Annotated in this window: 19 protein-coding genes and 1 tRNA gene; 17 read left to right on the forward strand and 3 right to left on the reverse strand. The window is 36.1% G+C overall.

Features of this window, described 5'->3' with window-relative positions:
* Positions 1–109 precede the first annotated feature (109 nt).
* The 16 genes from AAC069_RS05970 to AAC069_RS06045 all read left to right on the forward strand — a co-directional run bounded on the left by AAC069_RS05970 (position 110) and on the right by AAC069_RS06045 (position 16,814).
* Positions 110–1,708, forward strand: coding sequence for a glycoside hydrolase family 3 N-terminal domain-containing protein (locus AAC069_RS05970; protein WP_339919564.1), 1,599 nt, complete (start codon positions 110–112; stop codon positions 1,706–1,708).
* A gap of 216 nt (positions 1,709–1,924) precedes the next feature.
* Entirely contained in the window at positions 1,925–3,382 is a 1,458-nt protein-coding gene (gene nhaC / locus AAC069_RS05975; protein WP_339919565.1) for a Na+/H+ antiporter NhaC, read from the forward strand.
* Positions 3,383–3,568: 186 nt separating this feature from the next.
* Positions 3,569–4,207, forward strand: coding sequence for a peroxiredoxin (locus AAC069_RS05980; protein ID WP_339919566.1), 639 nt, complete (start codon positions 3,569–3,571; stop codon positions 4,205–4,207).
* A gap of 87 nt (positions 4,208–4,294) precedes the next feature.
* The gene (locus AAC069_RS05985; protein WP_339919567.1) at positions 4,295–4,603 is read left to right on the forward strand and encodes a thioredoxin family protein; all 309 of its coding nucleotides are present in this window, start codon (positions 4,295–4,297) and stop codon (positions 4,601–4,603) included.
* 128 nt (positions 4,604–4,731) lie between these two features.
* The gene (locus tag AAC069_RS05990; protein WP_339919568.1) at positions 4,732–4,989 is read left to right on the forward strand and encodes a hypothetical protein; all 258 of its coding nucleotides are present in this window, start codon (positions 4,732–4,734) and stop codon (positions 4,987–4,989) included.
* A gap of 187 nt (positions 4,990–5,176) precedes the next feature.
* On the forward strand, positions 5,177–5,674 hold the full coding sequence (gene tpx, locus AAC069_RS05995) for a thiol peroxidase (protein WP_339919569.1): 498 nt from the start codon (positions 5,177–5,179) through the stop codon (positions 5,672–5,674).
* A gap of 10 nt (positions 5,675–5,684) precedes the next feature.
* Positions 5,685–6,059: a diacylglycerol kinase family protein gene (locus AAC069_RS06000; protein ID WP_339919570.1), complete on the forward strand. Its 375-nt coding sequence runs from the start codon at positions 5,685–5,687 to the stop codon at positions 6,057–6,059.
* A 22-nt stretch (positions 6,060–6,081) separates the two neighbouring features.
* Positions 6,082–8,520, forward strand: a complete 2,439-nt coding sequence (locus AAC069_RS06005; RefSeq protein ID WP_339919571.1) for a DNA translocase FtsK — start codon at positions 6,082–6,084, stop codon at positions 8,518–8,520.
* Positions 8,521–8,524: 4 nt separating this feature from the next.
* Positions 8,525–9,166: an outer membrane lipoprotein carrier protein LolA gene (locus AAC069_RS06010; RefSeq protein WP_339919573.1), complete on the forward strand. Its 642-nt coding sequence runs from the start codon at positions 8,525–8,527 to the stop codon at positions 9,164–9,166.
* An 8-nt stretch (positions 9,167–9,174) separates the two neighbouring features.
* Positions 9,175–10,614, forward strand: coding sequence for an LptF/LptG family permease (locus tag AAC069_RS06015; RefSeq protein ID WP_339919574.1), 1,440 nt, complete (start codon positions 9,175–9,177; stop codon positions 10,612–10,614).
* A 9-nt stretch (positions 10,615–10,623) separates the two neighbouring features.
* Entirely contained in the window at positions 10,624–11,757 is a 1,134-nt protein-coding gene (gene ribB, locus AAC069_RS06020; protein ID WP_176980583.1) for a 3,4-dihydroxy-2-butanone-4-phosphate synthase, read from the forward strand.
* Between the two features lie 166 nt (positions 11,758–11,923).
* Positions 11,924–12,011: transfer RNA gene (locus AAC069_RS06025), tRNA-Ser, on the forward strand.
* Between the two features lie 270 nt (positions 12,012–12,281).
* The gene (locus AAC069_RS06030; RefSeq protein WP_339919575.1) at positions 12,282–13,526 is read left to right on the forward strand and encodes a site-specific integrase; all 1,245 of its coding nucleotides are present in this window, start codon (positions 12,282–12,284) and stop codon (positions 13,524–13,526) included.
* Between the two features lie 430 nt (positions 13,527–13,956).
* A complete protein-coding gene (locus AAC069_RS06035; protein WP_339919576.1) occupies positions 13,957–14,862 on the forward strand; it encodes a helix-turn-helix domain-containing protein in 906 nt (301 codons plus the stop codon).
* Between the two features lie 101 nt (positions 14,863–14,963).
* On the forward strand, positions 14,964–16,460 hold the full coding sequence (locus AAC069_RS06040) for a MauE/DoxX family redox-associated membrane protein (RefSeq protein WP_339919577.1): 1,497 nt from the start codon (positions 14,964–14,966) through the stop codon (positions 16,458–16,460).
* Positions 16,461–16,550: 90 nt separating this feature from the next.
* Positions 16,551–16,814, forward strand: a complete 264-nt coding sequence (locus AAC069_RS06045; RefSeq protein WP_132109417.1) for a DUF6520 family protein — start codon at positions 16,551–16,553, stop codon at positions 16,812–16,814.
* A gap of 54 nt (positions 16,815–16,868) precedes the next feature.
* Here the strand turns inward: AAC069_RS06045 and AAC069_RS06050 are convergent, their stop codons facing one another.
* Genes AAC069_RS06050 through AAC069_RS06060 form a run of 3 tightly spaced genes read right to left on the reverse strand, consistent with a single transcriptional unit; the run spans position 16,869 to position 23,988 of the window.
* Positions 16,869–19,538 (reverse strand): prolyl oligopeptidase family serine peptidase, encoded by a 2,670-nt coding sequence (locus AAC069_RS06050; RefSeq protein WP_339919578.1) that lies wholly within the window; start codon positions 19,536–19,538, stop codon positions 16,869–16,871.
* A gap of 1 nt (position 19,539) precedes the next feature.
* On the reverse strand, positions 19,540–20,934 hold the full coding sequence (locus AAC069_RS06055) for a RagB/SusD family nutrient uptake outer membrane protein (protein ID WP_339919579.1): 1,395 nt from the start codon (positions 20,932–20,934) through the stop codon (positions 19,540–19,542).
* Between the two features lie 18 nt (positions 20,935–20,952).
* The gene (locus tag AAC069_RS06060) at positions 20,953–23,988 is read right to left on the reverse strand and encodes a SusC/RagA family TonB-linked outer membrane protein (protein ID WP_339919580.1); all 3,036 of its coding nucleotides are present in this window, start codon (positions 23,986–23,988) and stop codon (positions 20,953–20,955) included.
* A 954-nt stretch (positions 23,989–24,942) separates the two neighbouring features.
* On the opposite strand from AAC069_RS06060, the gene AAC069_RS06065 reads away from it, so the two are divergent.
* Positions 24,943–25,209 (forward strand): helix-turn-helix transcriptional regulator, encoded by a 267-nt coding sequence (locus tag AAC069_RS06065; RefSeq protein WP_339919581.1) that lies wholly within the window; start codon positions 24,943–24,945, stop codon positions 25,207–25,209.
* The last annotated feature ends 317 nt before the right edge of the window (positions 25,210–25,526 follow it).

A 25,526-nucleotide genomic window follows, 5' to 3' on the forward strand; every position in this document is an offset into this window, starting at 1 on the left:
TGACTAAATAAAAATGTTTCGACAGAAAAATAGAAAACCGTATTTTTCAGCGTTTTCGCGATAGCGAATCTGTTTCATCCGCGTTCCATTCTTTTTAAAAATGAATCAAATGACATTAGAACAAAAAATAGGGCAATTCTTTTTTCCAGCGGTTTTTATAAACGATACCCAAGAAAACATTCAAGCAACTGAAGAATTAATTAAGAAACACAACATCGGTGGACTTACTTTTTTTCACAGCAGAGCTAGTGCTGCCACTAATTATGAAACTAAGAAAAAAATTGAATTTAATGACGACAGTTACCAGCGACTTACAGCTTTAATTATACGGTATCAAAAATGTGCTACTACTCCCTTATTGATGAGCATCGATGCTGAATGGGGATTGGCAATGCGGGTCGAAAAAACACCACAATATCCTTACGCCATCACATTAGGCGCTTTACCACTGAGTCAATCTCATTTGGTTTATGAAGTTGGAAAACAAATAGGATTAGATTTAAAATCAGCTGGACTTCATTATAATTTGGCACCCTTAGCTGATATAAATAACAACCCGAATAATCCGGTGATCGGATACCGTTCCTTTGGCGAAGACAAAGAAAAGGTAGCCCATTTTGCTTTAGAATACTTGCGAGGAATGAATGACGCAGGCATTTTAGGCTGTCTAAAGCATTTTCCTGGACATGGCAATACCAACGTTGATTCCCATTTAGGTTTACCTGTTTTAAAGGAAACATTAGATGAGTTACTTGAAAACGAACTATATCCTTTCATAAAGGGAATAGAAAGTGATGTCGACTCAATTATGATAGGACATTTAGCTGTTCCTGCTTTGAATGAAGGAGCAAACACTTCAGCAACATTATCAAAATCAGTGATTGAAACGCTTTTGCGAAAGCAATTAAATTACGATGGACTAGTGATTTCGGATGCATTGAATATGCATAGTGTTTCCAAGCTTTACGAAATAAAAGGCCAACTGGAATGGGAAGCCTTTAATGCCGGAAATGACGTGTTGTGCTTTGCCGAAAATGTACCTGAAGGCATTCAAGAAATACTTAAAAACGCAACAGCGCAGCGCATAGAAGCAAGTTACAATCGCTTAATAAAATGCAAGCAAAAAGCAGGTTTATTCAATCAAAAAGAAGAATCAACTACAGAATTAGATTTTGCAACAGCTTCTATTTTGAATCGTAAAATAGCCCAACACTGTATTACTAAGATTAAAGACAATAAAAACACAGCAATTGCCGCCGATGCAGCAAAAAGAGGCACATTAGCAAAGTTGAGTATTTATAAAAACACCGAAAATACTTTTTTCAAAACACTTGCGCCTTACCTATCTGCAAAAGAATTTTCTGTAGAAATGGGCACTACCTATAGCGTATCAGAAATTGAAAACAGTCTGACAGATTACGATACTTTAATTATTGCTCTTTTTGTTCCAAAAGCAAAACCAATGAATAATTTTGACATCGAAGACGCTGTTTTGATAATTCTCGAAAAATTATTTTTAGCAAAAAAATGTGTTTTATATGTATTTGGTAACCCTTATGCTTTACAAAGTTTGCCGGACATACAATCCATTAGTGGTCTTGTTCAAGTATATCAAGATTTCGAGGAATTTCAGGAAGCTGCCGCGAATCAACTGCTTGAGGACCTACCCTCTCAAGGAACTCTACCCGTGCACATTGACAACTTGTAAATAGACTGAAAAGTATAAAGCCTCGTTTTTAAAACGAGAACTGTATTTAAGTCATTTTCCCTACAATCGAAATCAAATTCTAATAAAAAAATAGAATTATATCCGTTTTTCGCCAACATATTTCATTTAAACAAATAGCTGAACGGAAGTTTTCACAAAATCTGTTTAGGCTGATAGGAACTTTTTTATCTATATTGCAAACTCAAACGATATAGAATGGATACAAAAATTCACAGAAACAAAGAATTATCAATTGGAGAAGCCTTAATTCCAGTTGCGGCACTTGTCGCAATGCTCGGTTTTAACGTATATGTCTATGGAGATGAAGCTTTGAGCGGCAGTAATCAATTTGTTTTATTGTTAGGCGCTGCTGTTGCTGCGATTGTAGGCTTTTTTAACAAAGTCACTTATCAGAAAATGATGGAGGAGGTAGCTGAAAACATAAAATCTACCGTTGGTGCCATTCTAATATTGCTAATGGTTGGTGCTCTAGCTGGTACCTGGTTAATTAGCGGAATCATTCCTTCAATGATCTATTACGGCTTACAAATTCTGAGCCCTGCCATATTTTTACCCGCTACGGTAATTATATGTTCAATAATTTCGATTGCGACAGGAAGTTCCTGGACTACGAGTGCTACCGTTGGTATTGCTTTAATTGGTGTTGGTGGTGCTTTGGGTTTTGATTTAGGTATGGTTGCTGGGGCAGTAATTTCTGGCGCTTATTTTGGAGATAAATTATCTCCTATGTCAGACACAACTAACCTTGCTCCCGCAATGGCTGGAACGGATTTGTTTACCCACATTAGATACATGACATTAACTACCATTCCAACGTATGTTATTACACTAATCTTATTTATTGTCTTGGGATTATCTGTTGACATAAAAGGGGATGTAAATATTGCCGCCCTGCTAACAGATATTGAAGCTTCTTTTACTATTTCACCTTGGTTGTTTGTGGTACCCGTGATCGTAATTGGCTTAATCATCAAAAAAACAGAGCCTTTAATTGCATTATTAATCGGAACATTATTAGCGGGAATCTTCGCTATAGTATTTCAACCCCATATTATAAACCAAATTGCAGGTGTTGAGCATATGACTTTGCAATCTGCTTACAAAGGAGTTATGGACGCCATAACTGGAAAAATACAGATACCTACCGAGAATAAAACGCTGGCTGATCTTTTTACTTCGGGAGGGATGCAAAAAATGTTAGGAACAATTTGGTTGATTCTCTGTGCTATGGTTTTTGGAGGAATTATGGATGCTATAGGTGCTTTGGCAAGAATAAGTCATACATTATTAAAATTAGCACATACAACTTTCGGACTATTCGCTTCTACTGTTGGAAGCTGTTTAGCATTAAACATTACTGCTTCTGATCAGTATTTAGCAATTGTAGTTCCTGGTAAAATGTTTGCAAGAGCATATAAAGAAAAAGGTCTTGCTCCAGAAAATTTAAGTAGAACACTTGAAGATGCCGGAACAGTGACTTCAGTTTTAATCCCTTGGAATACCTGCGGAGCATATCAATCCGGTACCTTAGGTGTTTCCACTTTAGATTACTTGCCGTATGCCTTCTTTAACATATTGAGTCCGTTTATGACTTTAATCTTCGCGGCATTCAATATCAAAATCAGACAATTAGTAACTGATGCAAAAAATTAATTAAGAAGACTACTAATCCCGTACACATTCATAATGCCATGACTATCTAACAGTTGTGGCATTGCTTTTTAATATAATAATCTAAAGCTATAGCTCTATCAAAATATATAATTATAACTGATTGTTTGAACATAACCTTATTACCTACTTTTGCCGAAATAAAAATTAATAATAAAACATATAATTATGTCATTAGTAGGTAAAAAATTCCCAAGTATTGCAGTTGACGCTATCTCAGAAATGGGAGACAACTTGAAAATCAACATTTTTGAAGAAGCTACAAAAAACAACAAAAAAGTAATTTTATTTTGGTACCCAAAAGATTTTACATTTGTATGCCCAACTGAACTTCACGCTTTTCAATCAGCTTTACCGGAATTTGAAAAAAGAAATACAATAGTAATTGGTGCTTCTTGCGATACAAATGAAGTTCATTTTGCTTGGTTAAACACTGCAAAAAACAACGGTGGAATTGAAGGTGTTACTTACCCAATTCTTGCAGATACTAACAGAAACTTATCTAACATATTAGGTATTCTTGATATCGACTCAACTGAATACAGTGAAGAAACTGACTCAGTAATGATTGAAGGATCAAACGTAACTTTTAGAGCGACTTACTTAATTGATGAAACAGGGAAAATCTTCCACGAAAGTGTAAACGATATGCCTCTTGGTCGTAACGTAAACGAATATTTACGTATGGTCGATGCTTATACTCATATCCAAGAAAAAGGAGAAGTTTGTCCTGCAAACTGGGAAGCTGGAAAAGAAGCTATGAGCGCTGACAGAAAAAGTACTGCTGAATACTTAAGCTTAAACTAAATCAATAACAATGTCAATTGCAATAACAATTTTCAATTAAAAATATTGAATATTGCTATTGCAATTGCATTTTGAAATTTAAACGATATGTTAATAGATTTAAACGAAGATACATTACAGGATTTAATATCAAAAAACGAGAAAGTAGTCGTTCAATTTTCGGCATCGTGGTGTGGAAATTGTCGAATAATGAAACCAAAATTCAAAAAATTGGCTACAGAAAACGATGCAATTACTTTTGTTCTTGTTGATGCTGAAAACTCTCCTGAATCAAGAAAATTGGCCAACGTAAGTAACCTACCAACTTTTGCGACTTTCGTAAACGGGGTATTGGTAAACGAAACACAAACTAACAAACAAGAAGTGCTAATTGAATTAGTGAATGAGATAGTTTAATATTTTGTTCAAAGTTTAATGTTGCCATGATTTATAAATAAGTTTAATGTTATCCTAAAAAATCATTTCATAAGCAACACACAACTTTAAACTTTTAAAACTTTAAACCTTAAACTAAAAGAAAAAACATGAAATTACCCGTAATAAAGCATTTGACTCAGTTTATAGAAGAAAATGATCAAGACTATATCATTGAAACTATCGACGTTCTGGAAGCAATGACAGAAATCCGATCTTTAAAAGATGAAGAATTAGATGTCATCGGTGAATTAATTTCTAACATGTATGGCGCACTAGAAGTTCATAAAATGGTGAAAAACGGAACTGATAAAAAAGAGGCTTTAAACACTTTTATGAAACGAGTTTTAGGTTCCATCGATAAATAGAAGTCCTTCAACAGGTTCAATCATACGAAAAACGCACTCAGAAATGGATGCGTTTTTTTCTTTTACCGCCTATTTCTCAAAAAGACACTCAATTACAACCGTTTGTTCAATGTTCTAAAATCTTAATCTTAAAACCTAATTCTTAAATAATTTTCATACTTTTGAACCACAACGAAAAACAAAAAACATGGCATCAATTACATTGGGAGGAAATCCAATACATACTTCAGGAGAATTACCAAAAGTGGGAACTCAACTAGCTGATTTTAAATTAATACAAAACGATCTTTCTATAGCTTCACTAAGTGATTTCGCAGGAAAAAGATTGGTACTAAATATATTTCCAAGTATCGACACTGGAACTTGCGCTACATCAGTAAGAAAATTCAACGCGAGTGCTGGTAAATTAGATAATACTGCAGTATTATGTGTTTCTAGAGATTTACCATTTGCTCAAAAACGTTTTTGTGGCGCTGAAGGACTCGAAAATGTAATTAACTTATCTGACTTTAATTCAGGAGATTTTGGTAAAAAAAATGGTCTTGAAATCCTTGATGGTCCATTGGCTGGCTTACACTCAAGAGCACTTATTGTGGTTGACACAAATGGTACCATTATCCATACAGAGCAAGTTCCTGAAATTGCTAGCGAACCAAATTACGAGGCTGCTTTAGCCGCACTATAACATTACTTTAATGGAATTTCAAAAAGACAATAGCTTCGTTACAGGAAGGCTGAAAAGTGTCGGTTATGCCGTTAAAGGCGCTATCAAGTTAATCACGACGGAACACAGTATAATGGTCCAATTTTCATTGGGAATTTTAGTTACCATTGCTGGATTTTATTTTCACATTACTGCAACGGAATGGCTTTTCCAAACTTTGGCAATCGGCTTTGTGATGAGTATTGAAGGCCTAAATACGGCTGTGGAAAAAATCGCTGATTTTATTCATCCCAATTATCATGAAAGAATTGGTTTCATAAAAGACATTGCCGCGGGAGCTGTGTTTTTTGCAGCTTTAACAGCAATAATTATCGGTTTAATCATATACGTGCCACTAATTTTTTAGGCATTAGTACATACAATCAAGGATGGCGAAAACAACAAAAAAAGAACCTTTAGACAAGAAAAACAATTCAAAAGCTAAAGAAAGTACACCGTGGGTATTAACGAAACAGCACAAGATCGTGCTGGGCAGTCTTTTAATCTTATTTTCTGTTGCTTTACTGGTTGCTTTTATCTCCTTTTACATTCACGGACAAGAAGATCAAAGTGCCGTTTCTGAACTAACAGATCGATCAGAAACGGTTCAAAATTGGCTTGGTAAATTCGGGGCTTTTTTAGCAGATTTGATTGTTTACAAAGGTTTTGGGCTTGCCTCTTTTCTATTTGTTCGCTTATTTTTCTTGACTGGAATCTTTTTCATACTTGGCATTTCATCTAAGAAGCTGAAAGGAATCTGGTTCTGGGACTTATTTGCTATTATTATTTTGTCAGTATTATTTGGATTTTTTGCTACTTCAGTACCTGAATTAGGAGGAACTGTTGGTTATGAATTAAATTTATTCCTGCAGGATTATATTGGAAAAACAGGAACACTATTAACTTTAATTTTCGGTCTGATTCTTTATGTTATTTTTAAACTTAAACTCTCTCCGGAAAGAATCCAATCCTTTTTCGAAAACACAAAAAAAGAAATCAAGTCGGATTTAGGCTCAAATACATCTCCTGATAACGGTAGCTCTTATAATTTGGAAGAGTTCGCCATAACGGAAGAAAAAGAATTAGAGAGTCCTCCGCCGCTTCCAAGACCTTCACAGTTTGAAGTTAACAAAGAAGCTTTAAAACCAACGATTAGCCATTCTTCAGAAATCAATCTCGATCCTGTTGCTAAACCAACAGTTGTTGAAGAAGTATTGACCGATAAAAATGCCGTTGATGATTCATTTGTTATTGAAACAGCTCCTGAAGAAGATCTTATTGAAGAGAATTTAGCTTCAAGGCTAGTTTCTGATTTTGGTTTATTCGATCCTACTTTGGATTTATCCAACTATAAATACCCCACAATTGACCTTTTAAAAGAATATTCAACTGGTGGAATCACGATTAACCAGGAAGAATTAGAAGAAAACAAAAACAGAATTGTAGATACGCTTCGCAACTATAAAATAGAAATCGCACAAATTAAGGCGACGGTTGGCCCATCTGTAACCTTATATGAAATAGTTCCTGAAGCGGGAATTCGTATTTCAAAAATTAAAAACTTGGAAGATGATATCGCTTTATCACTTTCAGCATTAGGAATTCGTATCATTGCTCCTATTCCTGGAAAAGGAACAATAGGAATCGAAGTTCCTAACAAAAATCCAACCATGGTTTCCATGAAAAGTGTAATTGGTTCTGCTAAGTTTCAGGAAGCTGAAATGGAGTTGCCTATTGCATTGGGTAAAACAATTTCTAACGAAACCTTCGTAGTCGATTTAGCCAAAATGCCTCACCTATTGATGGCAGGTGCTACCGGACAAGGAAAATCTGTGGGTTTAAATGCTGTTCTTACCTCATTGTTATACAAGAAACACCCTGCTGAAGTTAAATTTGTTTTGGTCGATCCTAAAAAAGTGGAGTTGACTCTTTTTAACAAAATAGAAAGACACTATTTAGCGAAGCTTCCGGATAGCGAAGACGCCATTCTTACTGACAACGCTAAAGTGGTCAATACCTTGAACTCTCTTTGTGTGGAAATGGACAACCGTTATTCGCTATTGAAAGATGCGATGGTGCGAAACATTAAAGAATACAACGATAAATTTAAGGCTAGAAAACTAAATCCTGAAAATGGACATCGCTTTTTACCCTACATTATATTAGTAGTAGATGAGTTTGCCGATTTGATAATGACTGCAGGAAAAGAAGTGGAAGTTCCCATTGCCCGTTTAGCACAATTAGCCAGAGCGATAGGAATCCATTTGATTATAGCAACACAAAGACCTTCGGTAAATGTAATTACAGGTTTAATCAAAGCCAACTTCCCTGCTAGAATTGCCTTTAGAGTAACATCAAAAATTGATTCAAGAACTATTTTGGATACTTCTGGAGCTGATCAATTGATTGGACGTGGAGATATGCTTTATACTAATGGTAATGATGTCGTGCGAATCCAATGTGCTTTTATCGACACACCTGAAGTAGAAAAAATAACCGATTTCATTGGTTCCCAAAAAGCATACGCAACAGCTTATTTACTTCCAGAGTTCGTGGGAGAAGATAGTGGCATCAATCTTGATGTAGATATCTCCGAGAGAGATACTTTGTTTAGAGAAGCTGCCGAAATTATTGTTAACGCACAACAAGGCTCAGCATCATTGTTACAAAGAAAACTAAAACTAGGATACAACAGAGCTGGCCGACTAATCGACCAATTAGAAGCTGCTGGAATCGTAGGGCCGTTTGAAGGAAGTAAAGCACGTGGTGTAAACATCCTAGACATGAGTTCTCTTGATCAATTTTTTAACAATGAACAAAATAATTAATACTATGAAAAAATTTATTCTAATTACATTTATCCTACTTTTTAGCTTTTCGACACAAGCACAAGACAAAAGAGCCAAAGCGCTTTTAGATCAAGTGACTGCAAAAGTTAGAAGTTATGACAACATTGTAATTGATTTTAAATATTCTTTGAACAATTCAAAAGAAAATATCAATCAGGACAGTAAGGGAAATGTAACGATGAAAAACAATCAATACGTTTTGAATTTCATGGGAATTACTAAAATATTCGACGGTAAAAAAACCTATACCATTGTTCCAGAAGATGAAGAAATCACGATTTCGAGCTTTAACGAAAAAGATGACAGTGCCATTACACCTTCAAAAATGTTAACTTTTTTCAATAGTGGTTATAGATACTCTATGGATATCCTACAAGATGTAAGAGGACGTAAAATACAATACATCAAATTAATCCCTACTAATCCTAGAGATCAGAGAAAAGAAATACTATTGGGTATTGATGTACAAACAAAACACATCTATAACTTGATAGAAATGGGTAAAAAAGGAACAAAAACTACTTTAACCGTTAATTCTTTTAAAACCAATCAACCTTTGTCAAAAAATCAATTTATCTTTGCAGAAAGTAAATATCCAAATTACTACATCAATAAATTAGATTAATACTCTAGGTGAAAATTCTCGACAAATACTTATTAAAAACATTCCTGATTACATTTACTACGGTATTTGTAATCTTGTTTTTTATATTCATACTGCAGACAGTTTGGCTCTTTATAGCTGAACTAGCTGGTAAAGATTTGGATATAGCTTTAATCATTAAGTTTTTGATGTTCTCGATGCCTCGAATAATTCCGCTGGTATTACCCCTTTCCATATTACTAGCTTCGATAATGACGTTTGGAAATCTAGCAGAGAACTATGAGTTTGCAGCTATGAAATCAGCGGGTATATCATTGCAAAGGGCCATGAGAAGCCTCACCGCATTTATTCTTTTATTAAGTATTGTTGCTTTCTTTTTTGCCAACAATGTAATTCCATACGCAGAATATAAATTTATCAATTTCAGAAAAAACATCGCGCAAGTAAAACCAGCCATGGCCATAGCCGAAGGACAGTTTAGCGATGTGGGAGATTACAATATCAAAGTCAATAAAAAGTCTGGCGATAATGGGAATATTTTGACTGGTATTACTATCCACAAGAAATCCAGTATAGGAGACGGTAGCAAGACCGTAATTAAAGCAAAAGACGGAAAATTAGTCAGTAGCGAGAAATCTAGCATCTTGCAATTAGTACTTAATAACGGTAACTATTATGAGGATCTCGTTCCTAAAAAATATGAAGACAGAGCAAAATTGCCTTTCGCGAAAAGCGCCTTCAAAAAATACACCCTCAACATCGATTTATCGCAATTGAACAAAGTGGACGTCGATGAAAATAATATCGCCAACACCAATACGATGTTAACGATTAATGAGCTAAGCTATACATTGGATTCCTTGCATAAAAATTTGAAAACCGAAATCGTATCATATTCGGAAAATATTAATTTGAGAACTGGAATAACAAACAACAACATTGTCCCTAAAACAGCCGTCGAGAAAAGAAAACAACTTCCCGCCGATATTTTATCAGTGTATACTGATAAACAAAAATTGGAGATATTAAAAATGGCAAACAGCAACACGGTAAGTACGGGATACTCCATTGATGCTACTAGAGTTAACTTAGAAAACAAACAGAAAAACATCAACAACCATCAACTTGCGTTTTACGATAAATTTGTAATCGCATACGCCTGTTTTATGATGTTTTTTATTGGAGCTCCTTTGGGCGCCATTATTAGAAAAGGTGGTCTTGGATTGCCTATTATATTTGCTGTTTTAATTTTTATTTCCTTTCACTTTATAAACACATTCGGAAAAAAAATAGCACAAGAAAATGGCCTATCTCCTTTTATGGGAGCCTGGATGTCATCCTTTATTCTGACCCCATTAGCTATACTATTAACCTATCGCGCAACAAATGATATAGGGTTAATAAACATGGACGTTATTTTAAGTCCGTTCCAAAAACTATTTCAAAAATTATTTCCATCTAAAAAATAAATACCTATCATGGTCAAAAATAAAATACAACTTAACACAATAGAAGAAGCAATCGAAGACATCCGTCAAGGGAAAATAATCATAGTTGTTGACGATGAAGATCGTGAAAACGAAGGTGATTTTTTGGCTGCAGCCGAAAAAGTAACACCGGAAATGATTAATTTCATGGCTACTCACGGCCGCGGGTTGATTTGTGCTCCATTAACTGAAAGCCGTTGTAAAGAATTAGGATTACACGTGATGGTTACTAACAATACTGACCCTATGGAAACTGCTTTTACGGTTTCTGTAGATTTGAGAGGTGGTGGTGTAACCACAGGAATATCTGCTGCAGATAGAGCTAAAACTGTTTTATCTTTTGCTAATTCTGATACCAAACCACATGATTTAGCCAGACCGGGACATATATTCCCTCTGATAGCTAAACAAGGAGGTGTCCTTAGAAGAACAGGTCATACGGAAGCTGCTATTGATTTCGCAAGATTGGCCGGTTTTAAGTCGGCGGGAGTTATTGTAGAGATTATGAACGAAGATGGCTCTATGGCACGCTTACCTGAATTGGCAAAAGTGGCTAAAAAGTTCGATTTAAAATTAGTTTCTATCGAAGCTCTAGTAGCATACAGAATGCAGCACGACAGTCTGATTGTCAAAAAAGATGATTTTGATATAGAAACTCGTTTTGGTACTTTTCGTTTGAGAGCGTACGAGCAAACGACCAATAAACAAATTCATATCGCACTTACGAAGGGAACTTGGAATCTAGGTGAGCCTGTTTTAACAAGAATCAATTCATCTCAAGTAAATAATGATTTACTAGGTACTCTAACTAATAATGCAGACCAGCAGCTTGATGATATGTTTAAAATCATAAACGAGCAAGGTAAAGGAGCTGTTATCTTTGTCAATCAAGATATGCAGTCCGTAAATTTACTGAACCGTATCTCCGAATTGAAAGCATTACAATCAGAAGGAAAAATGAAAGCTCCTAAAATCATCATTGATAGTAAAGATTATGGGATTGGTGCTCAAATATTACACGACATTGATATCTCTAAAATTAGATTAGTCTCAAATACAGAGCAAGGAAAGAGAGTTGGAATGATTGGATACGGCTTAGAAATCACCGAATATGTAAAATATTAGCCTTTTTTCATTTGTTTTATAAAAATATATTTTTCCTAAAGTAAAGGAAATGAAACAATTAAAAAATAGCCAAAAAAATAGCTTAAATTTTTATCCAAATTGTTTTTGTAAACCGAAAAAGGTGCTTATATTTGCACTCGCAATCAGCAAATGATTGTCGCTCACTGGAGAAATGGCAGAGCGGTCGAATGCGGCAGTCTTGAAAACTGTTGACTGTAACAGGTCCGGGGGTTCGAATCCCTCTTTCTCCGCCAGTACAAAAACAAATGGTATCAAAACCCCGTAAATCTTATGATTTACGGGGTTTTTGCTTTTATGACATATTCAAATTATTCATCTAATCTCATCCTTAACGAGATAAAATCGAGACCCTACTATAATTCAAAAATTAGGGTCTCGCTAAATCAACTTAAACCTTTCAAACAACCGGTTCATTCTATGTTCCTTCACGGGTTCATCATTTGGACATCTTGTTTGATATCCTTTAGAAATCTAAATTGAATACTAATTAAAAGGTTACCACTATGAAAACTAAAATCACATTACACTTCTATGCCAAGAGCACAAAAACTAATGCTGCAGGTCTACTTCCTATCTATGTAAGATTAACTGTCGATGGAAATCGAATGGAGTTCAGTACTAAAAAATTTATAGATTCCGCTAAATGGTCCCCTGAGATGTCAAAAATGAAAGGCAATACAGAGAATGCTCGTTCATTAAATGAATACCTTGATTTACTGAAATCGAAAATATTCGACATCCAAATGGAATTAATACATCGCAATGAACCCCTCAAAATTGAAGTATTCAAAAATAGACTTCTCGGCATCCAAGACAATCAAAGAATGCTAATTCCCATTTTCCAAGACCACAACAACAAAATCAAGGAATTGGTGGGAAAGGAATATGCCCCAGGAACATTAGAACGGTATACCACCTCCTTAAAGCATACGGTGGAGTTTCTGGACTGGAAATACAAAGTATCAGATATAGACATCAAGAAAATAGATCATGCATTTATAATGGAGTATGAATTCTTTTTACGAAGCGTGCGTAATTGTGCCAACAATACCGCAGTGAAATACATCAAGAACTTCAGCAAAATAATCAAGATCTGTTTGGCCAACCATTGGATAGACAGAAATCCATTTGCCAACTACAAAGCGAAAGTCAAAGAAGTAGAACGTGTGTACCTATCGGAAGGCGAAATCGAAACCATCATCAACAAAGATTTCAAAACGGAACGACTATCCCTCGTACGCGATATCTTTCTTTTCAGCTGCTTTACGGGATTAGCGTACATTGATGTCAAAAACTTGACAAAATCACATATAAGCCTAGGTATTGATGGTGAGAAATGGATCTTCACTCACAGACAGAAAACAGAAACCGCCTCTAAAATTCCTATCCTTCCGATTACACAAATGATTATTGACAAATACGAGGACCATCCGGAATGCTGTAACCAAGATAAACTGCTTCCTATTTTGAGCAATCAGAAAATGAACGCCTATCTAAAAGAGATTGCAGGCGTTTGCGGGATTGATAAAGAACTCACTTTCCATATTGCCCGTCATACTTTTGCAACCACTGTAACACTTACAAATGGCGTCCCAATTGAAAGTGTTAGCAAAATGCTTGGTCATAAAAACTTGAGAACCACACAACATTATGCCAAAGTTTTAGATAAAAAAGTAGGTGAAGACATGAAAATTCTAAGAGACAAATTCTGTACGATTAAAGCAAAAAAGGAACAAAAAACAATCTGATATTTTCTATCCCCTTTAGATTTTCCTAATGCTAAAGGAAATTAGCAACGATATAAAGGTTCAGTACAACTTCCTTTTTGCCCTTATAAAAAGATCACAACGATATATTATTATTTAATTATGCGGTGATAAATAAAAAAATTACCGCATAATTACTAGTTTTCGTTAAATAATCCCACTCAGGTTCAGTCCGAAAAATATAACTACAATAAATCCTATTATTCCATACCTCAACTAACACATTCTGAATTACACATTGATTATGAAATTAAAAAACGATTTACCGCTCACTTTTTTCTAAAAAACACCTATTCAATTCCCGAATTGAACACTACACTTTTAGTTAATAAAAATTACATTCTATAGTTTTGTCTGTCTTTTCAAGCACTTGTCTTGATATTCCACAATCAATTTCTCACTACTTAATCTAATGGAAAATCAAAAAACACAACAACGCATAAAGGCGATTTACCAAATGCTGTTCGAAATGGCAACTGGAAATATGACCTTCCGCATCCAGGATAATAGTAATGATGAATTAAAAAATATTGCTGTCGCATTAAATAAAATTGCAGAAGATCTCCAAAAAATAAGTCTGGCATCAGGATATATCAGCGCTTATTATTCGTACCAAAATCTAATTCAATTAACATTTGTATTGGATAATGATTTTGCTTTATTGAGTTTTAATAATGAGGTGCCACACACTCTTAAATATAAACCGGATACAATTATCAATACCGACTTTGGAAAATTGATAGCTCAGCAATCGAAAGATATTTGGAACGGTATTCTTGATGAATTAGATAAAAACTCCAATTACAACACTACTTTGCAATTAATTTTAATTACTGGTGACAATCACCTACTGCCGTCATTTTGCACAGTATCACGATTACTATATAGCGATGAAATAATTGTAAGTTCAGTATCAACCATACTTGAAGAGATGCGTGACATTAATGACCGTCTCTCTGGTTCAAAAATTCGCAAACACAATGAAGTTACTGCTGTGCAAAATCTGCATGATTATATTTTAAGTCATCTGGATGAACCATTGCCCACTTTACATTCCTTGGCTCAAATGTTTGCTATTGAAGAACACATATTAAAAAATGGTTTTAGAACTTTTTTCAAAACAAGTGTCTATAACTTTTATCAAGAGGAACGCTTGAAAAGAGCAAATCTAATGATCCGGCAAACAGCTGTTTCTTTAAAAGAAATTGCATATCTGAACGGCTTTAAGGGCTATCTTAACTTCTATAAAGCCTTCAAAAAAAGATTTGGCTACAAACCAAGTGATCTATCAAGACCCGAAGAAGATCTTCTACCCTAATACTTTTGCACTGTTTTATTTTTTGAATAACGAAATGCCTGATTTGCATAATGTTATATGTTTTTTATTTACAATTTTACAGTACTAAAAAAAACAGTACAATGAAAGTAACAGCTACATTCAAAGAGAAATTCACAATCAGTATTAGTTATTTATTCATACTGCTTTTCGTCTATTCAGCAGTCAGTAAACTACTGGATTTTCACAACTTTCAGATACAGCTTGCTCAATCTCCTTTACTTACTGCCTTTGCTACATATATTTCTTATGCAGTACTAACAGTAGAATTTGCAATAGCTATTTTGCTATCAATACCAAAAACCAGAATAATCGGATTGTTCTCGGCATTTGGACTGATGCTACTATTTACAATTTATATCTACATAATACTCAATTACAGCTCATTTGTACCCTGCTCTTGCGGAGGCATCCTTGAAAACATGAACTGGACAGAGCATCTTATCTTCAATATTGCAATGGTAATACTTGCAGCGACAGCTTTGTATCTTTCCAATGATTGGCAGAATAAACCGCGATTTTATATCAGCATACGTCTTGTAGCAATATCGCTACTAAGTGTAATTTTAATGGCTGGGCTGTTTCTTATTTCTGAAGACATGGTGCAACATCGCAATAACTTTGTGAGAAGGTTTCCTCCCTTTCCTGCCAAACGAATTACTGTAGAAAACCTGAAATTCAATTCCTTTTACTTTGCTGGCGAAAGCAATGGTAAGCTATTTCTGGGAAATACTTCGGCACCAGCATTGATAACTACATTGGATACAGCACTTCAAGTGATCACAACCCAGCACATCAAGATTACGGATACGTTATTCAAATTCCATAATATTCAATTACGAGTACTTCCACCCCACTTTTATTTATTCGACGGTACAGTTCCCATAATTTTTAAAGGAAATTTAAGTGATGGAAAAGCCGTTTTACAATCCAGAAAAATCCCCGGTTTCACAAAAGCAGTACTCATTGATTCCGCAACCATCATAATTCGAACGCTCAGCAATACTCGAGAAAATCTTTTAGCAACTGTAAACCTCAACGATGGCCAAATTAAAAAATCGGCTCATGAACTTCTTCAGAAACAAATTGATGGATTATTCGATACAGATGGAACAATGCAGTACAGTCAACAGCAAAGAAAATTTGTTTACTTATACTACTACCGCAATCAATATACGGTTACAGACCAATATCTTAACCTTGTGCATCGCGGAAACACAATTGATACCACTTCTAAAGCTAAAATCAAAATTGCATATGTAAAGGCGAAGAAGCAGAGGGTATTTTCAGCACCCCCATTATTGGTAAACAGAGTTAGCGCAATCCATAATAACCTGTTGTTCGTAAACTCAACATTACCTGGGAGATATGATGAAATAAAAATGAGGAAAAATGCAAATGTTATCGATGTATACGACATTCTAACGAAATCCTATTTAATGAGCTTTTACATCTACAAAATTGACGGTGAAAAAATTGATGATTTTATAGTAACCAATACCCATTTTTTTGCAATAATAGGGTCCAACATTGTTTCTTACAAACTAGCTGCAGCATTGAAAAATAAATACAATAATTAAATGAAAGACATACCGGCCAGTATCAGGGGTCAGATCGAAAACCTGTAAAAAAGAGTAGATCACATTAGTTAATTTTTAAATTTTAATATTATGAAATCTTTAGCAATTAAAATGATGTTTCCCGTTGTCGCCTTTGTGTTGGCATCGGCAGGTGCGGTAAGCACCAGTGATTCGACAACTAAATCTGAAATCGCGAGCGTGCAAGGGTTTAAACGTACGGCGCCATTCAATTGTCAGCCACAAAAAATCTGTAATAACATCGGAACTGTGCTTTGTGTTGACGGAACAGATCAAATGTATGCGAAACCTTCGCCAACATCGGACTGTACAGAGATATTGACCCACAAACCTTAAAAAATATTTAAGGTAAAATTAATGCAGGTCATAATTTTTTATGACCTGCATTTCTTATTGTACTCCTTCAGCAATCCATTTTTTGGGTGATTCTCCTTTTAAATAATAGCCAAACCAATCTTCAATTCGATGAGCAAAGTCTTGCTGATTTTCCTTTTTTACCAATGCATGACCGTCTCCGGGATACACTAGCAAGATGGCACTCTTTTTCAGTCGTTGCATCGCAAGATAAAAAGCAACACTTTGATAATAATGAATCTGTCTGTCTTCTTCTCCTGTCCAAATGAGCACAGGCGTTTTAATTTTATTGACATAAGTAAGCGGCGAATTACACGCATAGCCTTCCCTATCCTCAAACAGCGATTTTCCCATGCGCCACTGCTGGCTCTCAAATCGCCACATCTCAGGTCTGCCAGCAGTCCAACCGATAGAAAGATACCATCCAGCAAGATCAAAAACAGAAGCCCCTGATATAGCACTTGCAAACAAATTGGTCTGCCCCAGTATAAAATTGGTTTCATATCCTCCAAAAGAGTGTCCAATTAATCCAATTTTAGAACTGTCGACTACGTCTTTACTTACAACCGCTTTGGTGGCAGCAATGACACAATCTGCAGCTGATACCCCTGGATTTCCCAACTCATATTCAATATCAGGTAGCAGCACAAAATAACCTTGAGCAGTTAGGTTAGAGGTATTAAATCCTGCCATATTATGGAGCGATGGATTGATGTAATAATGAAGTAAATAGGATTGCGTTTGGTATATGTGTACAATCATTGGATACTTCTTTTCTGGATTATAAGCTGCAGGATAATACAAGATCCCAGTTAAAAGTGTGTTTTTTGAATCCCGATAATAGATCTTTTCCTGCTTTGCCCACGCATATTTATAATGCTGTAAATTACTCTGATAGAGTTTTTTACTCGTCCCTTCCTTGCCCATGCTTATGCTTAATTCTGGCGGACTATTATATTTCTGTGATTCATAAACATACGCATTCGCTTTGCTGGCTTTTAGTATTTTTGTAGTAAGAAAATCACCAAAAACAATCGGTTCTACGTTCTTTTTTGGACCAAGAATAAAGTAACCACTTTCATTATTCCTTTTTGCACTTAACATTATTTTATTTTTAGTATTGATCGCTGCATCAATATGTCCAGTAAAATAGGGTACAAAAAATTCGCTATCAACTGGCGGAGCTATCCGAAATGTAATTCCCGACTCCTTCCCCCTAGTAAGTCGAACAGCTTTATTTTCTTTAAAATCTATTTGCCAAATATCAAACCGGTCATAAAGTAGAATACATTCGTCATGAATACCCCAGCCTACAATTCGGTAGTTAATTTGCCAAATTTTATCTTCCCAATCCGCTAATTGTAATCCGTGCCTTCCTGTAATATTAGAATGGGTACGAGTCAAAAAATTATACACCCACCAGTCGTTATCTTTAAAATAAGCAAGGTATTTTCCGCTGGGTGACAAACTTGATGCCTCTAGTTCTGTAGACTGGTTTTCTAAAAGCAAATTTTTCCGTCCCGTTTCTAAATCAGTAACATAATAGTTTACATTGCGATCCAGTTTGTATTGCGGTCCTAAATCTTTCGTATTATAAGTAATAGCAAAATCTTCACTAGCATTCAGAAAACCAAAGGGTTTACTTTCATCTGTAATTAGCATAAAACGATCGCGCTCCGGCCACCATGCTGAGATTCTGGTATTAAATTCGACATCCCCCACAGTCTGCCTTTCAGGATAAACTACCGCATCATTGCCATTCCACAACTGCACACCATCAAACTTTTCTGCAATAGTAATTTCCTTCCTAATAGTAAAAAATACCCTTTTACCATCGGGAGAAAGCGTTAAACCACTCGCGAATCCGCTTTCCACATAAAAACCCTCTGGAATTTTATTGGGCTCCATTTGAAATAATGTAGTATTTTTTACAGAAAAACAGAAAACAGCCGGACGATTAATTCCACTGATACTATCTTTATTTTCTCTAAGAAAAGCAACAGATTGACCATCAGCATTCCATATCAGTTGCGAAAATTTCCCACTACCACTTTCAGCTACTACTGATTTCCCAATAGTTGACCCAAAGGTTACCTTCAGTACTTGGTAAACGCCACCGTTTTCAATGGTACAGACCAGTGCATCTTTGGTACTAGTCATGCGGAATTGATCAATCCCAGCGATGCTTTGCAGTAGCTCTCCTCCACTATTCCTGAGTTGTAATACACGCTGCTTCGCTTTTCCTTCAACAGTAATCAAATAGTTACCATTTCCCGAAAAGGAATACGTTTCCACTTCTTCAATTACGTTGATCTTATCCTTTTCCAAATCAAGAAGAGATAGTCGTCCATCAATATCAAGGCAGACAAATTGACGATCCCCGCTAAATGCGCCCGCATTCGATTTTGCAAAAGTATACACCTTTTTTCCATCACTTCGCTTCACAAAAAGCGTATCAGGGCTTTCGTCATAGCGCATTGCATAGCTTACCCAGTTCCCCTTATCAGATATTTTGTCAGTATAAAGTGTTCCCCACAAATGATAGTCGCTTTCTGTAACTGCTTTTTTTGGTAGTACCTGCCCGTAATTCGGGCAAGTAACTAACAAAAAAATTAAAAAATTAACCCATCGGCAAATACTGCCAAATAGTGTCGTATTGGTCTTTCTATCGATTAATCGTATAGTAGCGTTGTTGTAATTGATCATATTAATATCCAGAATTTTGAGGTTTTAGAAATGGATTTACTAGTAATTCAGACTGTGGCAAAGGCCATAATTGGTCGGTTGCACTCCATCCAGGTTTCGTACCCAAGACAGCATCTAGCTTCCCAAAACGCTTCAGATCAAAAAAACGATGCCCGTACTCGGTAAATAATTCAACCTTGCGTTCTTGTAAGATGGCTTCGAGTAAGGTTGTTTGAGTAGTAGCATCCGTATCTGGTAGGCCTGCCGTATGTCTTATCTTGTTTAAATCTTCTTTGGCACCTATCATCTCTCCTTGCCTAGCACGTGCTTCTGACCGAATCAGGTACTGCTCTGCTAGTCTGAAAATAATGGAGTATTCTAATGAGGAACCGCTAGCAATGTCTTGCTTGTATTTATAAGGATGATACCAAAGGCCACCTCCTTCGGTAACCGTCTTTATCCAATGACTCTTTCTCAAATCGTTGGTCTCAAATTGGGATACAAAATTATCTGACAAGGCAACCAACTCTGGCGGACCGGAAAAGAAAATAAAGGTGCTGCCTTCATCTGTATTCGCGCCTTCACCTCCAGAAGCAAGTTGCCATATAGTGCTAGTACTTTCTTTTAGAAATACGGAGTCAAGATTATCATCCCATATATAAAGCGAAGTATCATTCAATACTGCTGAGGCCATATTCGCTGCTTCTGCAAAATCACCATGGTACAAGTACACGCGTGCAAGCAATGCCTGAGCTGTCGCCTTATTGGGGCGAGTTCGGTCTGCTTTACTATAGTCTGAAGGTAGTAAGGTAATAGCGGTTTCAAGATTGGCAATGATGTTTTTATAAACGACTTCGGTCGCCATTCTCGGCACTGTACTGTTGTAAACATAATCGGTTGTACTTACATAAGGCACATCCCCAAAAAGATTTACGAGGTAAAAGTACGTTAGGGCTCTTGCAAAAAGTGCCTCACCCTGTAATTGATTTTTATCACTTGGCGCTAATGAAGCAGAATTACCTACTCCTTCAAAAATAGCATTGGCAGCATAAATCTGATTATAGGAACTGTTCCATAATAGGGAAACAAAAGCATCTGAAGCTAGTAAAGAATTATTATAAAAATCGGCTGTTGTGTAAGCACCATTTTCATAAGAAACTAGTTCATCAGCATACGTACCCAACAGGCAAGAAATCCCAAAAGACTTTCCGGTTAACAGTCCGTTCTCTCTCATTTGTGCATAAACATCAACCATAGCTGCAGTTGCCGTGGTCGCGTTCTCAAAAACCGCGTCCGTGGTCAACTGCGAATTAGGTCGGTCGACTGCAACAAAATCATCACAGCTTACAATGAAAAGAAAACTAGACAGAGCCAGTAGTTTTATAGAATAGTTCCGAATTCTTATTTGATTTTTCATGTGTTTGGATTTTAAATATTAAAAAGTAAGTTGCACTCCAGCTGAAATAACACGTAAAGGAGGTAAAGTACCGCCTTGGGTAAACTCAGGATCAGCCCCCTTGTAAGAAGTGATAGTTAGGAGATTTTGTGCCTGTAGTGACAAACGACACCCCACCTGTGGCAACAATTCACGTGGAAAATCGTAAGAGAGCGAAATGTTTTTAAGCCGTATATAAGAGGCATCACTTACAGCACCGTCACTCAAACCAAAATATTCACTAGCCTGCATAACTTGTTGGTCAGTGCCAGTAGTATACCTCTGATATGGAGCCAAATCCCCAGCCTGATGCCAGCTGTTGACATAAGCTGATGGTTGATTACTCAATAATCCAGCAAAGCGCTGCGTATTGGCAAAATTGAAATTCTCTTGTTTAACAAACTGGAATAAAAAGTCCAATTGTAAGCCTTTATAAACAAACATATTCTGCAAGCCACCATAGTATTTTGGGTTAAAATCCCTAACTGTTTCACGGTCATTTTCATACGATATAGCACCATCGCCATTCACATCTTTAAATTGATACAGTCCAGTTTGTGGATCGACTCCAGTAAAATGAAATAGTTTTCTTATTGTCGTAGGTTGTCCTATTACATAATCGCTTCTGTAGCCAGAAGATTCTAAATCAGGAAAAGAAACCAATCTATTGGTCGCGCTGGTTATATTAAAATTAGTCGTCCACGAAAAATTATTAGTTTTAATCGGTACTAAGCGCAGCGTAGCTTCAAAACCAGTATTTTCAACGGTCGCGTCTAAATTGGCTTGGATGCTACTAAAACCTGTGGTTCCTGCTAAAGGTAAACCAACCAGCTGGTTGGAGGAACGATTTTGATACCAAGCGGTTGTCAAAAAAATACGATCATTAAAAAATCCAAGCTCTAGCGCAGCTTCAAATTTTTTATTAGTTTCCCAACCAAAATCAGCATTATAAAGTCGCGCAGGCTGCAAACCATTGGTACCTCCATATTGATATCCAGAGGAACTGTAGGTGTTTAGAAATTGGTAATCCCCTATTTGATCATTTCCAGTGGTACCATAACTAGATCGTAGTTTTCCAAAACTGAGCCATGAACTATTTTCAGCTAGCAGTGGCTCTTTAAAAAACAACCAAGCCCCGCCTATGGCTCCAAAAGTAGCAAACTGCTTTCCTGGTCCAAAACGACTAGAACCATCCCTCCTACCAGTAAAATTTACAATATACTTGTCGACAAAGGTGTAATTAGCTCGTCCAAAAAAAGCTTGATATTTATAAAGTATAGCATTATTATTCAAAATCAGTGTCACCGATGCCGACCCCAAGTCAGATAGCAAGCTATTACTTGTAAATCCACTGGCGAGGCTAAGTAGCTTTTTGCTATCTTGGTTTTGATAGCTGGCTCCTACCAATACATCAATTTTTGATTTCCCAAAATCCCCCCTCCAGTTCAATTGTGGCTCAATAATCCAAGACCGCCTGCTCAAGGTATTGCTATAAATGGAGGAATACTGACTGCCTAAATTATAAGCAGGATTATACACAGTAGAGGGTATAGAACGATTGTCCTCATTATGAAGGTCGGTAAAACCAAGACTCGTCTTAAATTCCAAGTTTTTGGCCACTGTATAAGAAAGTAAACTATTCACTATAAGGTCAGTGGTTTGAGCGATATTTTTGCTTTCTAAATTGGCCAATGGGTTTTCCCAAGTACTGTTCTCCCAGTTCAGCTTGTTCTCCGCATCATAAAGTGCGGGAGCATTCGGTGCAAGTTGCCTCGATAAGGTTACAAAGTCAATCCATGGTAAGTCGTTGTGCTGCGCGGTATAGCTTCCCGAAAAAGTAAAGCGAAACTTTTTGTCCTCGGAAGCATGGTCAAAACTAAGTCGAGCACCTCCTCTTTTATATAAAAAATCTCCGGGGAATACGCTGCTTTCCGTTCGATAATTACCGCTAAAGAGGTATTTTGTTTGTTCAGAACCACCACTAACCGAGGCCTGCAATCCCGTGACTTCCGATGTCCCTCCTATCAGTTTTTTTTGCCAGTCTGTATATCGGCTCGGATCCCAAGTACCGTTCACATCATAGGCATTTGCGGGATAGCTAACAAAACCGTCATTGCCAAAAGCTTCCTGTCGCATTGCTAAATACTGCGAGGTATTCATTAGAGGCATCATCTTGCTGACCGTTCCACTACTATGATTGCTGTTAATCGTAAAGGTGGTCTTACCCGCTTTACCTTTTTTAGTGGTAATCAGCACTACGCCATTGGCACCACGAGAACCATAAATAGCTGTGGCATCAGCATCCTTTAATATCTCAAGACTTTCAATATCGCCAGGATTAATACTCCCTAATGGGTTGCCATCCCCAGGAATAGACGTAGACGTTTGTCGGTCGCTAATAGGATCAGACGAATAGGGCACGCCATCAATAATAAAGAGTGGAGCATTCGCACCCTCACGAAGACTGTTTAACCCCCGAATGTTGATACTGAATCCGCCACCTGCAATCCCACTTTCCTGTACAATATGCACCCCCGCCATCCTTCCTTGCATTGCTGCAAGTACATTTGTTACCGGTTGCGTTTCAATGTCCTTAGCTGTAATACGGGCAATACTTCCGGTGCGCTCACTTTCTTTAACGCTATAATAACCCGCATTAATTCGTACTTCCTGCAATTGAGTCGCATCATCTTGTAATTGTACGTTTATTGTTTTTCGCCCATTTATAGGCTCAGTAACCGTTTTAAACCCCATAAAACTAAAGACCAGAGTATCATCTGGTGATGCTGTAATTTTATATTGCCCGTTAAAGTCAGAGATAGTCGAGGAAGTAGCTTTTCCTTTTATCGAAACGGCCACTCCAGCGAGAGGATTGACACCATCAGTTACAGTACCGCTTATTTGGTTTTGTTGTAGTAAGTAATGCACTGGCCTCAGTACTTTGTTAGCTGAAGCTGGGGTGTAGCTTAAGGAGAACCCGAAAATAATCAGGTACCAAAAAGCCGAACCACCCTTGTAAAATGATTTATTTTTCATAATATTGGTATAGTTAATTGAAACGTTAGTTTTGTTAGCGATGGTCCTCTGTGTAGTTGTCCAGACAGTCAGAGGGCCTTTTTTTGTTTGTTCTTAATTCATAGGCATGATTTTTATTGGATTTATATTTTGTTATTGCTTCTTTGCTCTTTATTCTACGTTCTCCATTCAAAATTTAAAATTCAACATTTAAAATAAAAAAACACTTACTGCATCTTTGGTCTATCTTCTATATTCTTTACTCTTTGTTCTTGTAGCTTCAACCATAAACCCAAAGGCATATCAGTATTATTAATGCCACTATTAATGCTGCTTGAATTTGTCTGTAGTATTTCATCTAATTAATTTATGAGGGTTATAAAATGGGTTTTGGTTTTTAGGTTATGAGTTATTTCAAATAAGCGGATCTATTTTCTTTATTCTTTTCTCTCCATTTAAAATTTATAATTCAAAATTTAAAATAAAAAAACAAGCCTGCACCTTTTACTAACAAATTCAAAATAAATTAACTAGGCGATTATTCAATGGACCTTTCGGTGCAGGTGTTTTATAGGGAGTATTCATTTATTCAATCATAGGCATACAAGTTTTAGCGGGTTAAACTGCTGCGAGACTATAAAAATGAAGATAAAGCGCTAAGAATGAAGTGGAGTAATTACCAAAATATAGAGCAAAAAAAATGGCATGGAACTCAGCTTATATCGCTCCAAGGCACTGGTATACCCGCACACGAATAAGTGAGCCCACGCCATGGGACGTGAGCATCGTACTTATCATCTCGCGTGCTAAAATTACCAGTTTTTGGAACGAGATTCAAAGCGAATGCTTCAATATTGTATTTGAAGAATCGCAAAAATAATACTAATTCTAATAGAATTAGGGTATAAAGATAAAAAATAAAATGACAAATAAGTCATTGTATGAAAATATTTTTCTGGTTCAATTTGAAATACTATGGAACAGATAAAAAACGAAAGATTATTAAGTGCAATAAAGCTAGTTTTAAAAGAACTTCGTGCTAAAAGTGGCTTGACTCAAGAGCAGGTGGCAAACAATATAAAAGCGAATAAAGATTTATCAATTCATATTGGCCGTAATGAAACTGGAAATCAAAATATGAGTGTCAGTACTCTCTATGAATTGTGTGAATATTATAAAGTACCACTATCTGAATTTTTAAAACGAGTTGAAGAAATTGATAAAGGATTAAAAATTAAATAAATAAACAGATGCTAAACTAGCATCTGTTTTATTTTTAGAAAGATTCCCAAATTGCATATTGAATTTTCCAAAATGCATATTATATAAAAATTTAAACCCCTATTTTGACCTTACTTAAAGATTCAAAATATGGAATGGTATGAAATCATTGGGTTTGCTGTCGTATGGGTTTTAGGTCTATATCTGAGAGGGAAGTTTTATGAATGTATAAGGAATAGGCATTATAATGATAGCTCGAGAACTAGAGGAAAGAAATGAAAAATACTCGGTGCTAAAATTAGCTTTCTAGTGTATATTCAAGTTAAGTTAAAATATCA

The sequence above is a fragment of the uncultured Flavobacterium sp. genome, assembly GCF_963974175.1.
In the GTDB taxonomy this organism is placed as follows: domain Bacteria; phylum Bacteroidota; class Bacteroidia; order Flavobacteriales; family Flavobacteriaceae; genus Flavobacterium.

What these genes read in the sequence shown, in the direction of transcription:
- AAC069_RS06045 (WP_132109417.1), top strand. Translation starts at nt 16,551, where the DNA reads ATGAAATCTTTAGCAATTAAAATGATGTTTCCCGTTGTCGCCTTTGTG.
- AAC069_RS05980 (WP_339919566.1), top strand. Translation starts at nt 3,569, where the DNA reads ATGTCATTAGTAGGTAAAAAATTCCCAAGTATTGCAGTTGACGCTATC.
- AAC069_RS05985 (WP_339919567.1), top strand. Translation starts at nt 4,295, where the DNA reads ATGTTAATAGATTTAAACGAAGATACATTACAGGATTTAATATCAAAA.
- AAC069_RS05990 (WP_339919568.1), top strand. Translation starts at nt 4,732, where the DNA reads ATGAAATTACCCGTAATAAAGCATTTGACTCAGTTTATAGAAGAAAAT.
- AAC069_RS06010 (WP_339919573.1), top strand. Translation starts at nt 8,525, where the DNA reads ATGAAAAAATTTATTCTAATTACATTTATCCTACTTTTTAGCTTTTCG.
- AAC069_RS06040 (WP_339919577.1), top strand. Translation starts at nt 14,964, where the DNA reads ATGAAAGTAACAGCTACATTCAAAGAGAAATTCACAATCAGTATTAGT.
- AAC069_RS05970 (WP_339919564.1), top strand. Translation starts at nt 110, where the DNA reads ATGACATTAGAACAAAAAATAGGGCAATTCTTTTTTCCAGCGGTTTTT.
- AAC069_RS06030 (WP_339919575.1), top strand. Translation starts at nt 12,282, where the DNA reads ATGAAAACTAAAATCACATTACACTTCTATGCCAAGAGCACAAAAACT.
- AAC069_RS06060 (WP_339919580.1), bottom strand. Translation starts at nt 23,988, where the DNA reads ATGAAAAATAAATCATTTTACAAGGGTGGTTCGGCTTTTTGGTACCTG.
- tpx (WP_339919569.1), top strand. Translation starts at nt 5,177, where the DNA reads ATGGCATCAATTACATTGGGAGGAAATCCAATACATACTTCAGGAGAA.
- AAC069_RS06065 (WP_339919581.1), top strand. Translation starts at nt 24,943, where the DNA reads ATGGAACAGATAAAAAACGAAAGATTATTAAGTGCAATAAAGCTAGTT.
- nhaC (WP_339919565.1), top strand. Translation starts at nt 1,925, where the DNA reads ATGGATACAAAAATTCACAGAAACAAAGAATTATCAATTGGAGAAGCC.
- AAC069_RS06055 (WP_339919579.1), bottom strand. Translation starts at nt 20,934, where the DNA reads ATGAAAAATCAAATAAGAATTCGGAACTATTCTATAAAACTACTGGCT.
- AAC069_RS06005 (WP_339919571.1), top strand. Translation starts at nt 6,082, where the DNA reads ATGGCGAAAACAACAAAAAAAGAACCTTTAGACAAGAAAAACAATTCA.
- AAC069_RS06000 (WP_339919570.1), top strand. Translation starts at nt 5,685, where the DNA reads ATGGAATTTCAAAAAGACAATAGCTTCGTTACAGGAAGGCTGAAAAGT.
- AAC069_RS06035 (WP_339919576.1), top strand. Translation starts at nt 13,957, where the DNA reads ATGGAAAATCAAAAAACACAACAACGCATAAAGGCGATTTACCAAATG.
- ribB (WP_176980583.1), top strand. Translation starts at nt 10,624, where the DNA reads ATGGTCAAAAATAAAATACAACTTAACACAATAGAAGAAGCAATCGAA.
- AAC069_RS06050 (WP_339919578.1), bottom strand. Translation starts at nt 19,538, where the DNA reads ATGATCAATTACAACAACGCTACTATACGATTAATCGATAGAAAGACC.